Genomic DNA, 13,605 nt, shown 5'->3' on the forward strand with positions numbered 1-13,605 from the left:
GTGTATAGAGAGGGGAGCCGTTGGCTCCCCTCTCTATATGATGCCTCGGTCGGTCAGGCGGGGAGCCGGCGGGCTTGAGTCAGGTATGAAACTCACCATTGGTGTACCGGCGTGGCGCAGTATCAGGCGTTCGCCGCGGCGGGCAACCTGCCACTGCTCGCAGCTCTGTTGCAGCGCCAATAGCAGAGCGCGGGGGCTCAGGTTCTCTCCCTCGCTCTCCGATTGCCAGTCTCGCCACTGTTCGTTGGCGAGCAGGCGGCAAAGGGCATCTCCGGACCACTGCTCGGGCAGAGCATCGAGCGGATGTAGCAGGCCCGATGCCGTGGGTGACAGCAGATTGCGCTCGTTGGCGAATCGCTTGCGTACGCTGACATCGCCGTGCAGGCCCAGCAGTGCGTTGTCCCGCACGTTAGTGTTGAAATCGAGCTGTTGAAGGCCCTTGATAATGGCGCGTAGCGACCAGTTGCAACCGCGGATAAGATCCCAGGCAGGCTGCATGGAGCTGCGGGCACCCAGGGTGTAGCGCTCGGGATCGCGGTTGTCCTGATTGAACAGCGTCAGTTGCAGGAAGCTGGTTTGGAAATCGACCAGACACTCCGGCTGTTCTATCAGGCAGTAGGGCTGTTCTCGGCGCAGAAACGCGAGCCACTGGTCGCGGTTTTCCAGCTCCGGTAATACACGAATAATCATGTGCGATGAGCCTATGGGGTTCGTCGATATTCTAAAGGACATATGGACCGATGACGATCAAGTTACTGAACCGATCCGCAATAGTGATTCGTCCGAAGCAGCCGCTGGCTGACTGGGCGGCCCGTGTGGCGCCGGAAGAGGAGATCGATCTGGCCACCCTGCGTATGGAGGGAACGGTCTACCTGATCGATGAGGTGGAGCAGGAGAGTGGTTTTGTCGAGGCGTTGGGCAGAGGCTGGCGCACGATTTTCGAAAATGAGCTCTCGGCCTGGGATGAGTTTGGTGACGATTGGCCTGCACCACTGAGCCAGATGATGTTTGAGCAATGGTTCGAAGCCGAGCCCCAGGTACTGGCCTTTGATATTTCCTCTGAGCCGCTATTGCGGGCGGAGTTGGCATAGCTGTGCGGCTGCGCCGAGAGTGATGGAGTAAGTACGATGAAGGATGTGATCCGGCATCTGGATATACACCCCTTGCGCGATATGCTCTACGACGAGCTGCACTCGCGCCCCTTTCAGGTTATACCGAGCCCTGCGCGTATCACCCATCTTGCACTGCAGGTGAACGAGGAGCAGAAGCGCGAACAGTTCAAACACCTGCAGAAGCTGCATGAGCTGCTTGGCTATGAGGTCCCGACCCGGGAAACGCAGTGTTACGAGCAGACCTTCGGTGAGCTGCGGATCCGCTGGGAAAAGCATCTGGAATTCACCAGCTACACCTTTACCAACCTGGCTCCGGCATCGCGGCAAGATCCGTTTTCAGAGCAGGGGATCAGCGTACTGCCCGCCGGTTGGCTGGAGCAGCTCCCGGGTACCGTGATTGCGGCTTTACATGTCGCCATCGAGGATGCGCGCGAGGCAGCCGAACCTGAGCCCAACGAGGTCAAACCCTGGTTTGAGCAGATGCGCCTGGTCGGCTCCAGCCCGCAGAACGGAGATGCCAGGGTCTGGACCAGCTTTAAACTGCACTCCGATGGTTTCGGGCGTCTGCTGATCTACAACAAGCGGATGAGCGACTCCCAACTTGGCCGTCTGCTACAGCGCCTGGTGGAGATCGAAACCTACCGTCTGATGACCCTGCTGGCGCTGCCGGTCGCCCGCGATACCGCGCCCATATTGGGTGAGATGGATACCCAACTGGCGCGGATCACCGAAGCGCTGGCGGAGAACGGTGCGGCCGATGAGAGCGCACTGCTCTCTGAGTTGACCGAGATGGCCGCAAGGATCGAGGCGTTTCGGGCTCAGACGACCTTCCGATTTACCGCCACTCGCGCCTACGCGGATCTGATCATCAGCCGGCTGGAGGAGCTACGTGAGGATGAGGTGTCCGGCCATCTGACGATTACCGAGTTTCTCAGTCGGCGTCTGCTGCCGGCCGTGCGTACCTGTCAGGGGGTTGGTGAGCGTCTGGAAGACCTGTCACGTCGTGTCGACCGGGTCTCGGACATGATGCGTACCCGGGTTGAAATGGCGATCCAGCACCAGAACCGTGAGTTGCTGAGTTCCATGGACAAGCGCTCTAAAATTCAGCTGATGATGCAGCATACGGTGGAGGGGTTGTCCGTTGCCGCGATCAGCTATTATCTGGTGGGCCTGGTGAAATATTTGCTCGAGGCGCTCTACGGTGCAGGTGTTGCATTCGATAAAGCGGTGGCAACGGGTATTATGGTTCCTGTAGTGTTGTTGGCTGTCTGGCTGGCGACACGCCGAATTCATCATCACTTCCATGAGCTCGCCAAAACGGATCTGTCCGTCGATGAGCTGCACGAGGTGAAAGCGAGGAAAAAGCGCCATGAGCGTCGAAACTGAAATCAAACAGCGCCTGAGTGATGGATTGGAGCTGATCGAGTACCGGCTTGAAAATGAGAGCCATATGCACTCGGGCGATCGTATGGATACCCACTTCAAGCTGGTTGCTGTCAGTTCTGCTTTTGAGGGCAAGCGTCTGGTGCAGCGTCACCAGATGATCTACGGACTGCTCTCGGACTTGATGCAGAACCCCATTCATGCCCTGGCAATGCACCTGCACACCCCGGCTGAGTGGCAGGAGTCACAAGGGTTTGTGCCGGCTTCGCCTAACTGTATGGGCGGCTCCAAGGCTGATAAGCACTGATAGAGCGTTAAATCGATACCGATGACAGGAGAGCCACGCTGTGTCCGAGCAGGAGTACCGCCCGGTAAAAGCTTCACAAACCACACTCAAAGAGCTGATGGTCCCACATTACGCCAACTTTGGCGGCAAGGTTCACGGCGGCGTGATCCTGTCGCTGATGGACAAGATCGCCTATACCTGTGCAGCGTCCCATGCGCGTTGTTACTGCGTGACGGCGTCCATCGATTCCGTGGATTTCCTCAACCCGGTTGAGGTTGGGGAGTTGCTGACCCTGCATGCGTCGGTGAACTATGTCGGACGTTCCTCCATGGAAGTGGGGATCAAGGTGGTGTCTGAAGATTTCCACAACGGCGTCGTCAAGCCGACCAATACCTCCTACTTCACTATGGTGGCCGTGGATGAAGAGACGCGTAAACCGGTGCAGATTCCCGGTTTGGTTCTGGAAGAAGATGTTGAGGTGAAGCGGTTCCTGGAAGGGATGATGCGCCGCAAGTTCAAGCAGCATCACCGCGACGAGATGAAAGCCGCGCGCAAGGCGCTGGATATCGAGAAAGAGCTGCACAAGTTGGACGGACAAAACTGCCAGCTCGCCCGCACTCGCTAAATGCGAGACGGCCAACCCCGCCCGAATCCGGGCGGGTCTTAATTCCCCCATCCTGATTTACGATCATCGGTCAACGCACGCGTCCTGCGCGTAGCGCTGTTTGCCTATCCCGGACTCTGGCGCGCGACAGCAACTCGCGCGCTTCGTTCATATATTTTTCAAAAATAGTATTTTAAACAGTAATGATAATGTTTATCATTGGCGTTGTTGTTTAGATGTGTTGTTCAGGAGATTGGCGGATATGGAAAACGATCAGCTGGTAGCAGCCGGTGACGGGGTACAGGTAGAGGGCGCCGACGCGGCTGCATCGCAGATGCCCGTCGATCAGGTGGCTGCGCAAGCCGATATGCATCAGGCGCTGCCGGTTGATGCTGTCCAAGGCGTTCCGGATGTTGGCGTGCTTGATACTGCAGCGACGCCTGTAGATGCCATGCAGCCGGATATTATCGTACAGCAGGGCTTGCAGACACAGCTGGGTGACCGGGTGATTGAGTTTCTGACCGTCGGTGGCCCTGTTGTCTGGATTCTGATGGCGTTCTCGGTTGTTGCGTTGACGATTGTGCTGCTCAAAATCTGGCAGTTCGCGAGTCTTCGTGCCGAGAGCGCCCGGAATGCCGAGGCCGCATTGACACAGTGGCAAACAGGTGACGTCGAAGCGGCGTTGTCGAGTTTGAATACACGTCGACCGGTGTCCGAGCTGGTAGCACTGGCGATTCGCGGACGGCAGGAAAAGCGTGATGCGGAGCTGCTGCGTGAGGAGTTGAGCCGGGTCGCGACGCTTCGCCTCAACCAGATGCGTGCTTTTCTGCGCCCGCTGGAGGTGATCGCTACATTGAGCCCGCTTCTGGGGCTGTTGGGGACCGTGCTTGGGATGATCGTCGCGTTCCAGCAGATGGAGGCAGCCGGAAGCCAGGTGGATCCTTCTGTGCTCTCCGGTGGTATCTGGCAGGCGCTGCTGACCACGGCGGTCGGTTTGGCTGTTGCCATTCCGGTGATGACGATCCACAACTGGCTCGAGCGTAAAGTCGAGCGTGTTGCGGTGCTGATGAATGATACCGTCACCCGGGTGTTTACCTCCGAGGTGTTCTTGGGAAAGCGCAAGGATGAGCCCGAGGTGTTAAGGCATGCTGCTTGATACCGGGGCTGCGCGTAAGCCTGCACGGATCAGCCTGACGCCCCTGATTGATGTGGTGTTTATCCTGCTGCTGTTTTTCATGCTCTCCTCCAGCTTTACCCAGTGGCGTCAGTTGGATCTGCCGATTCCAACCGCTGCCACGTCGCAGGCCAAGGAGGTCAGTGTGGTGCGACTACTCGATAACGAGGGCAGCATCAGCATTGAGGGAGAGCATCTGGTGCTGACGCAGCAAGCGCGTTTGGCTGCAGTGGTGGCGGCGCATCCCGGGGTGTTCGGTATCGATGTGGCTGAGGGGGTGAATACCCAGAGTCTGGTCAGACTGGTCGATGCGTTGAAATTGGCCGGGGCCGAGAATGTTTCGCTTGGAGGCGTGTTGCCGTGATTGTCGATACAGGAAAGATCGGGCGACGTGATAGTACAGACGATAATGTGATTCCCCTGATCAATATCGTTTTTCTGATGTTGATCTTTTTTATGGTGGCGGGTCAGGTTTCAAAATCCGATGTGGTTAAAACCGACCCTCCTGAATCGGTTAATGACGCGAAGCTTCAAGATCAGGATTCAATAGATCTTATAATGACCTCAACCGGTGCTTTATATATAGATGATATGACTATTGAAGTGGCGGGTTTAAAATCGGCTATTGAGCATAAGCTCGCTGAATATTCGGATCTGGATAACCTTCAGGTTCGCGTAAAAGTTGATGCCGATCTACCGGTTACCGAGCTTCGTGCACTGTTGCGACAGGTGAGGGATGCAGGTCTGGTGCGCGTATCGCTGATCACCCGTTTGTCGGAGTCTGATTCATGACATTGGGCAAGCGGCACTGGACAATCGCGCTGTCGCTGGCGCTGATGCTGCATCTCTCATTACTGGTGGTGGTTTTGGCCGGTGATCGAGAGGACGGTGCGAAAGATGAGGGCGAGCAGGGTATTGAGATCGATCTCGGCATGCTGGGGGATCTCGGCGAAGCGAGCGAGACGCTTGAGGAAGCAACGGTCGAGCCGGCTGCCGAGCCAGAACCCGAAAAGGTCGTCGAAGCGCCTGATCCCGAGCCTGTAGAACAGCCGGAGCCTGTGGTTGAGGAGCCGCCTGCGCCACCGGCGATTCAGAAACCGGTGGTCAAGGCCAAGGAGCCGATCGCGAAACCCAAGCCCAAACCGGTGGTAACCGACACGAAACCAACCGAGAAGCCCGTACCTGTCGAGACACGCGACGCGCCGGCCGAGAAAGCCGATACGACACGTGAAGCTCAGCAGAAAATGAGTACAGGTCGTGCCAATGCGCTGACTCAGGGAGGCAGTCCCGCCGCCAGACAATCCTGGTTTGCCAAGGTGGCAGCGGAGTTGGCCCGGCACAAGCGGTACCCGATTGCCGCGCGTAGGCGAGGGCAGGAGGGCGTCGCCAAAATATCCTTTTTGGTTAACCGAAAAGGCGAGGTGTTGGAGTACAAAATAAGCGAAAGCTCAGGTTATAAGAAACTCGATGATGCGGTGATTGATATGCTTTTAAAAGCGAAACCGCTACCTGAATTTCCCAGTGAAATGACTCAGGAAGAGATACGTATAACACTGCCAGTGGAATTCGCACTAGAGTCCTAAAAAAGGACCGTAAATACAGTTTAAAGCCGTCAAATACGCCGTTTATACGGATACCAAAAAACACTGTCTTTTATGCACCGGACGTTTGTTCAAGGTGTATGGATTACTATTTTCGAAAGGAAGGATAATGGCTGATTTGAAGGTTAAAAATAGACCGTCCGACAGCGGGAGCAACCCATTGCGCGGCCCGGTTACCATGGCGGGAACACTTACATTCGCTATATCGACAGCGATGATGGGAACTCTGCATGCCGAAGAGGTGGCACTGGATACATTGCTGATTGAAGACGGCCGTATCGCTGCCGACTCCAACCCCTACGCTGAGCCGGATGCCCCGTATAAAGCCAAGCGCACATCCGATGCTCGCCGCACGCGGGATATCGCTGATACGCCACAGACGATGACGGTTCTGACCAAGGACAGCATCGAAGATTCAGGCAAAACCGAACTCAAGGATATTCTCAGCGCCCAGCCCGGGATTACGCTCGGCACCGGTGAAGGCGGTAACTCCTTTGGCGACCGCTACATCATCCGCGGCTATGAGGCACGCAGCGATGTATTTACCGATGGTCTGCGTGAACCGGGCCTGATTAGCCGCGATACCTTTGCGCTGGAGCAGGTTGAGATCAGTAAAGGCCCGAGCTCAACCTTTGCCGGTCGTGGCTCCACCGGCGGTGCTATCAACACGGTTACCAAAAAGGCCAGCATGGAGGATGATTTCCTCAACCTGCAGGCGGGGATAGGCACCGGTGATTACAAGCGTTATACGCTGGATGCCAACCGTGTTATTACCGGTGATCTGGGTGTGCGCTTTAACGCGCTGTATTCAGAAGCGGACACGCCCGATCGCGCACCGGCTGGCGAGCGACGGGACGGTTTCCTGCTCTCCGGCGTATACCAGCCGGGACGCAACACGGTGCTCTCGGCCGATTACTACTACTACCGCGGCGATGATCGCACCGATCCTGGCTACGCACTGGATCGTGATACAGGTGAAATCCATAAATACGACTACGTGGGACAGAGCGGTCTGGATTTCCAACGCAGTGAGGCGGATATCTTCACCTTCGGTGTCGAACATGACTTTGGCCGTGGCGTTAAGTTGCAGAACAAGACCCGTATCGGCGAAACCGTTAACGAATACATTGTATCGGCTTACAGCTCACGTTCGGGCGGGTTGCGCAGCTTCACCGGCTGGCAGGAGAACGACTACCTCGGCAACCAGACCAACCTGATCCTCGACAAAGAACTGTTTGGCAAACGCAATACCATTGTTGCCGGCGTAGAGTTCGCCAAAGAGGGCGTCGATGCCGGTAACTACAGCGTGACGACCAGTAACAGCTTCACCATCAGCCCGTACAGTGCTGACAATGATCTGTGGCAGGGCTCGGTTGAGCGCAGTGATGCCACCAGTAATCTGGAGCTGAAAACAGTTTCCGCCTACCTGATGGATACTGTAACCCTTAACGAAGACTGGGAAGTGTTTGCCGGTGTCCGTTATGACTACTTCGATTACAACCTGGATACCGCCGAGCGTGCAGGCCGGGGCGGCTCGATCACTCCGGCGGCGTCATACGCATTCAGTGACGGCTTCATGAACGGGCATCTGGGTGTGGTGTACTCGCCCTGGGAGCATGGCAATGTCTATGCGAGCTGGAGCACCTCCTCCAACATCAACGGCGGCGAAGCCGATGCGGGCAGCAACTGCGGATACGGCGGCCTGTGTACTGACTCGGACGGTAACTACAGCAGCGCCGATCCTGAGCAGTCCACAAATCTGGAACTGGGTACCAAATGGAATCTCATGGACGAGAAGATGCTGTTCACGGCAGCGGTCTTCAGAACAACCAAGGATGATGTTATCGAAGGCGGCAACGACTCTTATGTCGCAGGCGGTAGCCTGAACACCGGCAAGAACCGTGTCGAAGGTCTCGAGCTGGGACTTTCGGGCAACATCACACCGAAGCTGAGCGCACAGATTGGTGTTGCGATCATGGATTCCGAAACACTGGAGTCGTACGACCCGGAAAACATCGGTCGACCCAAGGCTAACTTCGCCGAGAAGAGTGGCAATGCGCAGCTGCGCTATCAGGCAACGCCCGCCTTCGCCTTTGGTGGAACAGCGACCTATTCCAGTGAGATCTTCGGTGGCCAGCCGGATGCCGGTGCAAGCGGCGAGATCGAACTGCCTGACTATACCGTCTACGACCTGTTCGCGACCTACCAGTTCAGCAAGCAGCTGAGCCTGCGCGCGAATATCCAGAACGTGACGGATGAAGAGTACTACACCGCCGTATACCGCGGTGGCAGCATCGTGTACCTCGGCGATGCGCGTTCTGCGAACCTAACCCTCAACTACAAGTTTTAACCTTTGACGGCTTGCCGGCCGGGCTTGACCCGGCCGGCCTTTTTTATTTCATGGAGGTACGGATTGATACTGCCTATTCGAAACGTGTTCGACCGGACAGAGGTGGAGGGTATACGCCGTCATCTCGATGCGGCGCACTGGATCGACGGAGCCCGTACTGCCGGTGCCCAGGCGTTGGGCGCCAAACACAATGAGCAGCTGGATGAGCAGTCACCTCTGGCCAGCAAGCTCGGTGACCTGATTCTGACCAAGCTTGCCCGGAATCCCACCTTCATCTCGGCCGCCCTGCCGTTGAAGATCCTGCCGCCGATGTTCAATCGTTACCGGGATGGCGGCACCTACGATATGCATGTGGACAATGCCATTCGAGTGGTGCCTGGGACAATTACCCGGGTCCGAACCGATCTGTCAGCGACCCTGTTTCTGAGTTCACCCGACGATTACGAAGGGGGCGAGCTTGAGATCGAAGGCAAATACGGGACGCAGAGCGTGCGTCTTGAAGCCGGTGACATGATTCTTTACCCCTCGACCAGTCTGCACAGGGTGGCGCCGGTCACCTCGGGTGCCCGGTTGGCAGCCTTTTTCTGGATTCAGAGTATGGTCCGCAGCCACGAACAGCGCGAAATGCTCTTCGATCTCGATACCAGTATCCAGTCGTTATCGGGTGAAAAGGCGAGTAACGATGCGGACCTGATGCGCTTGAGCGCGCTCTACCACAAGTTGATTCAGCAATGGGCCGATACCTGATGACCGAAACCACTCCCCGCGCGCCGCTGGACCAGATACCGGGCGATCTTGTCAGCCTTGGCGATTACGCCCGTTATGCCCCGGCCCACATGACCGAGGCGGCTTATCAGTACATCGTTGGTGGTGGCGCCGATGAGATCAGCGTGCGCCGTAATCGCGATATGTTCGATCGCCTGATGATCAATCCGCGCGTACTGGTCGATGTGACCGGGGGTTCAACCTGCACCGAAGTGCTGGGTGAGCACTTTCGCCATCCGGTGATGCTGGCACCGGTCGCCTTTCATAAGCTGGTACACCCGCAGGGCGAGATCGCGACGGCGATGGCTGCCAGCGCGCTGGAGACGCCGATGGTGGTCAGCACACTGGCCAGTGTCGAGCTGGAGGCCATCGCTGCGCAGACGGAAGCCCCGAAATGGTTTCAGCTGTACTTCCAGCAGGATCGGGATTTCACGCTAAGCCTGGTACAACGTGCCGAGGCTGCGGGTTACACATGCCTGATGATTACCGTGGACGCGTCGCTGCACGGTATTCGAAACCGTGCCCAGCGGGCAGGATTTGCATTGCCTCCCGGCGTGGACGCGGTCAATCTCCGCCAGCGCCCGCCGTTGCCGAGCGCGGTGCTGGAGCCCAGCCAGAGTATCGTGTTTCAGGGCATGATGACCGAAGCACCCACCTGGGACGATATCCGCTGGCTTAAAGAACGCACATCGATGCCGATTGTACTCAAGGGCATATTGTCGCCGGCCGATGCCTTGATCGCTCAGCAGATGGGGGTATCCGGTTTGGTGCTCTCCAATCATGGCGGACGAACACTGGACTGTGTGCCCTCCGGGCTTGAAGTGATCCAGTCGGTGCGTCAGGCCGTGGGCGAGGATATGACCCTGCTGCTTGATGGCGCCGTGGAGCGTGGCACTGACGTTTTCAAGGCGATAGCGCTCGGTGCCGATGCGGTTATGGTGGGGCGTGCGCAGCTCTATGCGTTGGCCGTGGCAGGTGCCCCCGGTGTGGCGCATATGCTGCGGATACTGCGAGAAGAGCTTGAGGTGTGCATGGCGCTGGCCGGAACGCCGAGGATCGCCGATATTGGCCCCGAGGCGCTGCTGAGCGCACCGCGCTCCGGCTTCTTTTCTGCCTGACGCCGGTATCAGCGTCGGTAACCATCGCGGTAGCGATCACGGTACCCATCCCGGCTACGGTAACCGTCGCGGTATCGGTTGCTGTCCCAATCCCGTCCTCTGTGGTTGCGGTAGCGGTCGTAGTGATCGCGGTAGTATTCGAACGGGCGTCCGCGCGGCAGCTTCTTGATGGTCACCCGGTTCTGGGGCTTCAGGATGATGGTGCGCGGCAGTGTCTTGACGCCGACCCAGTGGTCATGGGGTCGGTAGTAATACCGTCCCGAGTTCAGCCCGAAATAGACACTGACATCGGGGTAGAAATAGAAGTCGTCGTAGGCGGTGTCATAGTAGCCATGCACGCCAACGCGGGTTCGGCTCTCGTAGGGGCCGTACACGCAGGCGCTCAGCGACAGCGCCATTACCAGCGTGAGGCCCCTCAGCAGATTTTGAGTCGTAAGTCCGGTATTCATGTTGCACCTCCTGTTTGAGGTTGACCGGTGCTTACTATTAAGACAGCAGACAACTGAACGAGTGCTTAAAAAAACAGTTGTTTTGAGTCTAGCTCCATAGCTTGGCGATGGGGGTCTGGGGTGAAAAGCGGTGCGCGATCTGCGCCTGCAGTAGCTCAGCACAGGCCAGCGCATCGGTCAGTGCATTGTGAGCCGGGTAGTGGGGCAGGTGGTAGCGCTCACGGCTCTCGGGTAGTCGGATCGAAACCCGCTTGTGGCCCATCAGTCGCTCCAGCAGGCTCGGTCGCTTACGCCGATGCAGGCGTGCCTCGAGTTCCATGGTATCGATGCATGGGAACGCGATCCCCTCACCAGTGCGCCGCTTGAACGCTGCATCGAGAAACTGCCGTTCGATCCCTCTGTGATGGACCACAATGACCCTGCCTGCCATCAGTTCGAGCAGTTGCTGGCGAATCGACTTGAGGTCCGGGGCACTCTCCACTTCCGAGTGTGTAATGCCATGGATCACCACCGACTCATCGCGCAGGTCTGCACGCGGCTTGAGAATCCAGTGGTGGCTTTCACCCATCCGTATCCTCTCCAGCGACATCGCGACAAGACCAATGCTGACGATCTCATCGCGGGTTGAGTCGATGCCGGTGGTCTCGAAATCCATCGCCAGCAGCGGGACTTTCGAGATCGGGGTGTCGGCGGCAACGGTACCGGCCTCATAAAATGCCTTCAAGATGGGATTGCGTGTCTGCGCGGCCAGCGACGCCAATCGGGCGGGCCAGTCCGGTGCCGTGTGCAATCCTGGGAGTTGCTCTTCTTGGGTTTTCACCGGGTTCTTCTTGCCGATATAAAACACGAGCAGGCTCCTTAATTCGCCCGGCCGGGCTGGTAGCGATATTTCAGAAACTTCTGGGCATTGCTCAATATCTGGAAGGCATCTTTCAGGTTCTTGCGCTCAAAGTCGGACAGGTTTTCCGGTTCGATCTTGTTGTCCGGCTCCTGTCCGGCATCGAGATCGAGCGCCTGATGGCGGATGCGGACCATGGAGATAAACTCCAGCGCATCGCGTAGGTCCTGACCGCGGCCCGAGGGCAGAATGTCGGCTTCGATGATGTCTTGCAGGCGGTCGAAGGTGTTGTGCGAGACAGAACCGACAGCAAGTGCATGGACGCGTACCAGATCCGCCAGCGGCGCGGTGCCGCGTCGCTTCATATCGATTGAGCGGCTATGATGGCCGGAAGGCTCCATGACAAACTCTTTGAAGAAGCCAAGTGGCGGCGTGCGCAGCAGTGCATTGCGTGCCATGCAGGCCAGAAAGTGGGAGTTGTGTCGTGCCTTCTTGGCGATGTAGCGGTTAAGCTGCTCAGCCCATTCAGTTTTGCCCCAGACCCCGTCCAGATCGAAGAAGATAAAGCTGTGGAGCAGGCTCTGTGGCGTCGGCTTGTCGATCCACTCATCGAAGTAGCGCTCCCATACGGCAAGGGGCTGGCGCCATCTGGGTGTAGTGGCCATGATCTCGCCCTTGCAGTAGCTGTAGCCGCATGCGGCCAGACCGTCGCTGACGAAGCTTGCCAGCTCAAGAAAATAGGCATCGTGTTTGAGGGGGTCGAAACTGTTGTCGAGAACCAGCGCGTTGTCCTGATCGGTCACGATCAGCTGCTCCTGGCGTGCCATGGACCCGAGCGCGAGGAAACAATAGGGTACCGGAGGCGGGCCGAGCTTGGCTTCGGCCAGTTCAAGCAGGCGCTGTTTGAAACTGCGTCCGATTACCGCCATGGCGGCACCGATCATGCGCGAGTTGGCGTCTTCGTGCACCATGCGGCTAAAGCAGGAGCGTACCTCGTCGGTCAGTGTACTGAGCTCCTCGACGCTGTTGGCGCGGAAAATCCGGCTGACGACGAACAGGCTGTTCTGCGACTCGTAGCGGATGATATCGGACAGAGCAATAACGCCGATCGGGCTACCGTGCTTGAGTATGGGTAGGTGGTGAATGTTGTGCTGGAGCATGGCCAGCATCGCTTCAAACACCAGTTGATTGTGTTCGCCGTGTATCAGTTCCGAGGTCATGATCTCGGTAACTGGCGTATTGTAATCAAGCCCCTTGGCGACGACACGGGTACGCAGGTCGCGATCCGTGATCATGCCCGCCATCGGGTTATCGGCGTTGAGATCCGCCTCTGAGCCTTCGGGATGGACAATAAGCAGTGAGGAAACCCCCTCGCTGCTCATCTTCATCGCCGCTTCTCTGACAGTACTTGACGTCTCGATGGTGACCGGCTCACGGCTGATCAGCATATCGATGCGAGAGGTGAGCAGTTCGTTGGCATCTTCACGGCGGGCCACCGTATGGCGAAGGCGGGTGCGGTCCTCCACCTCGACAAAGTCGGCGAAACGCTCGTACTGCTCGAACAGCTCACGGAATATCGGCTCGGGTATCAGGTAGGCGAGCGTATCTTCAATGGCGACAATCGGAAAGCGTACGCGGTTTTCACGCAGAAGCCCGAATTCTCCGAAATAACCCCCTTCACTCAGACGGTTGTACAGGTCGCCGTTTCGGCGATAGACCTCGACGGCACCGCTGCGGATCACATACCAGGCATCCACATCCTGATTGAACTCCAGAATTTGGGTGCCGGCCTTGAAATAGCTCACCTCGATATTGGCCGCGACGCGTGCCAGTGCCTCTTCCGGCAGTTCGTTGAACGGCGGGTAGCGGCGCAGAAAGTCGATGATCTCCAGATGTTCGGCCTGCATGTGTACCTCGAGTCCATA

15 protein-coding genes are annotated in these 13,605 nt (G+C 57.5%); 11 read left to right on the forward strand and 4 right to left on the reverse strand.

Features of this window, described 5'->3' with window-relative positions:
- Positions 1-33: 33 nt before the first annotated feature.
- A complete protein-coding gene (locus ADIMK_RS10785) occupies positions 34-690 on the reverse strand; it encodes a hypothetical protein (RefSeq protein ID WP_036187647.1) in 657 nt (218 codons plus the stop codon).
- A gap of 50 nt (positions 691-740) precedes the next feature.
- On the opposite strand from ADIMK_RS10785, the gene ADIMK_RS10790 reads away from it, so the two are divergent.
- From ADIMK_RS10790 to ADIMK_RS10840, 11 genes are all read left to right on the forward strand, one after another.
- Complete coding sequence (locus ADIMK_RS10790; protein WP_231517038.1) at positions 741-1,091, forward strand: hypothetical protein; 351 nt, start codon at positions 741-743, stop codon at positions 1,089-1,091.
- Between the two features lie 36 nt (positions 1,092-1,127).
- Positions 1,128-2,498, forward strand: a complete 1,371-nt coding sequence (locus ADIMK_RS10795) for a DUF3422 family protein (RefSeq protein WP_036187649.1) — start codon at positions 1,128-1,130, stop codon at positions 2,496-2,498.
- Entirely contained in the window at positions 2,482-2,802 is a 321-nt protein-coding gene (locus tag ADIMK_RS10800) for a BolA family protein (protein ID WP_036187652.1), read from the forward strand. Before ADIMK_RS10795 ends, ADIMK_RS10800 begins: the two co-directional genes overlap by 17 nt.
- Before the next feature lie 40 nt (positions 2,803-2,842).
- Entirely contained in the window at positions 2,843-3,406 is a 564-nt protein-coding gene (locus ADIMK_RS10805; protein ID WP_036187654.1) for an acyl-CoA thioesterase, read from the forward strand.
- A gap of 241 nt (positions 3,407-3,647) precedes the next feature.
- Entirely contained in the window at positions 3,648-4,541 is an 894-nt protein-coding gene (locus ADIMK_RS10810) for a MotA/TolQ/ExbB proton channel family protein (RefSeq protein ID WP_231517039.1), read from the forward strand.
- A complete protein-coding gene (locus ADIMK_RS10815) occupies positions 4,531-4,923 on the forward strand; it encodes an ExbD/TolR family protein (RefSeq protein WP_036187656.1) in 393 nt (130 codons plus the stop codon). Before ADIMK_RS10810 ends, ADIMK_RS10815 begins: the two co-directional genes overlap by 11 nt.
- Positions 4,920-5,351, forward strand: coding sequence for an ExbD/TolR family protein (locus tag ADIMK_RS10820; protein ID WP_051692864.1), 432 nt, complete (start codon positions 4,920-4,922; stop codon positions 5,349-5,351). Before ADIMK_RS10815 ends, ADIMK_RS10820 begins: the two co-directional genes overlap by 4 nt.
- A complete protein-coding gene (locus tag ADIMK_RS10825) occupies positions 5,348-6,142 on the forward strand; it encodes an energy transducer TonB (RefSeq protein WP_036187659.1) in 795 nt (264 codons plus the stop codon). The genes ADIMK_RS10820 and ADIMK_RS10825 overlap by 4 nt, the downstream gene beginning before the upstream one ends.
- A 127-nt stretch (positions 6,143-6,269) precedes the next feature.
- Positions 6,270-8,510 (forward strand): TonB-dependent receptor, encoded by a 2,241-nt coding sequence (locus tag ADIMK_RS10830; protein WP_051692865.1) that lies wholly within the window; start codon positions 6,270-6,272, stop codon positions 8,508-8,510.
- A gap of 63 nt (positions 8,511-8,573) precedes the next feature.
- Positions 8,574-9,257 carry a Fe2+-dependent dioxygenase gene (locus tag ADIMK_RS10835; protein ID WP_036187662.1) on the forward strand — a complete coding sequence of 228 codons (684 nt, stop codon included), beginning with the start codon at positions 8,574-8,576 and terminating at the stop codon, positions 9,255-9,257.
- Positions 9,257-10,393, forward strand: coding sequence for an alpha-hydroxy acid oxidase (locus ADIMK_RS10840; protein WP_036187726.1), 1,137 nt, complete (start codon positions 9,257-9,259; stop codon positions 10,391-10,393). The genes ADIMK_RS10835 and ADIMK_RS10840 overlap by 1 nt, the downstream gene beginning before the upstream one ends.
- 8 nt (positions 10,394-10,401) lie before the next feature.
- Here ADIMK_RS10840 and ADIMK_RS10845 read toward each other — a convergent pair whose 3' ends face one another.
- From ADIMK_RS10845 to ADIMK_RS10855, 3 genes are all read right to left on the reverse strand, one after another.
- The gene (locus tag ADIMK_RS10845) at positions 10,402-10,842 is read right to left on the reverse strand and encodes a hypothetical protein (RefSeq protein ID WP_036187663.1); all 441 of its coding nucleotides are present in this window, start codon (positions 10,840-10,842) and stop codon (positions 10,402-10,404) included.
- A gap of 88 nt (positions 10,843-10,930) precedes the next feature.
- Positions 10,931-11,689, reverse strand: coding sequence for a 3'-5' exonuclease (locus tag ADIMK_RS10850; protein WP_081849757.1), 759 nt, complete (start codon positions 11,687-11,689; stop codon positions 10,931-10,933).
- A gap of 11 nt (positions 11,690-11,700) precedes the next feature.
- Complete coding sequence (locus ADIMK_RS10855) at positions 11,701-13,587, reverse strand: DUF294 nucleotidyltransferase-like domain-containing protein (protein WP_036187665.1); 1,887 nt, start codon at positions 13,585-13,587, stop codon at positions 11,701-11,703.
- Positions 13,588-13,605 lie beyond the last annotated feature (18 nt).

The sequence above is a fragment of the Marinobacterium lacunae genome, from assembly GCF_000705555.1.
Lineage (GTDB): Bacteria > Pseudomonadota > Gammaproteobacteria > Pseudomonadales > Balneatricaceae > Marinobacterium_D > Marinobacterium_D lacunae.

Coding starts and splice junctions, on each gene's coding strand:
- ADIMK_RS10840 (WP_036187726.1), top strand. CDS start 9,257: ATGACCGAAACCACTCCCCGCGCGCCGCTGGACCAGATACCGGGCGAT.
- ADIMK_RS10825 (WP_036187659.1), top strand. CDS start 5,348: ATGACATTGGGCAAGCGGCACTGGACAATCGCGCTGTCGCTGGCGCTG.
- ADIMK_RS10790 (WP_231517038.1), top strand. CDS start 741: ATGACGATCAAGTTACTGAACCGATCCGCAATAGTGATTCGTCCGAAG.
- ADIMK_RS10800 (WP_036187652.1), top strand. CDS start 2,482: ATGAGCGTCGAAACTGAAATCAAACAGCGCCTGAGTGATGGATTGGAG.
- ADIMK_RS10845 (WP_036187663.1), bottom strand. CDS start 10,842: ATGAATACCGGACTTACGACTCAAAATCTGCTGAGGGGCCTCACGCTG.
- ADIMK_RS10785 (WP_036187647.1), bottom strand. CDS start 690: ATGATTATTCGTGTATTACCGGAGCTGGAAAACCGCGACCAGTGGCTC.
- ADIMK_RS10830 (WP_051692865.1), top strand. CDS start 6,270: ATGGCTGATTTGAAGGTTAAAAATAGACCGTCCGACAGCGGGAGCAAC.
- ADIMK_RS10815 (WP_036187656.1), top strand. CDS start 4,531: ATGCTGCTTGATACCGGGGCTGCGCGTAAGCCTGCACGGATCAGCCTG.
- ADIMK_RS10810 (WP_231517039.1), top strand. CDS start 3,648: ATGGAAAACGATCAGCTGGTAGCAGCCGGTGACGGGGTACAGGTAGAG.
- ADIMK_RS10855 (WP_036187665.1), bottom strand. CDS start 13,587: ATGCAGGCCGAACATCTGGAGATCATCGACTTTCTGCGCCGCTACCCG.
- ADIMK_RS10795 (WP_036187649.1), top strand. CDS start 1,128: ATGAAGGATGTGATCCGGCATCTGGATATACACCCCTTGCGCGATATG.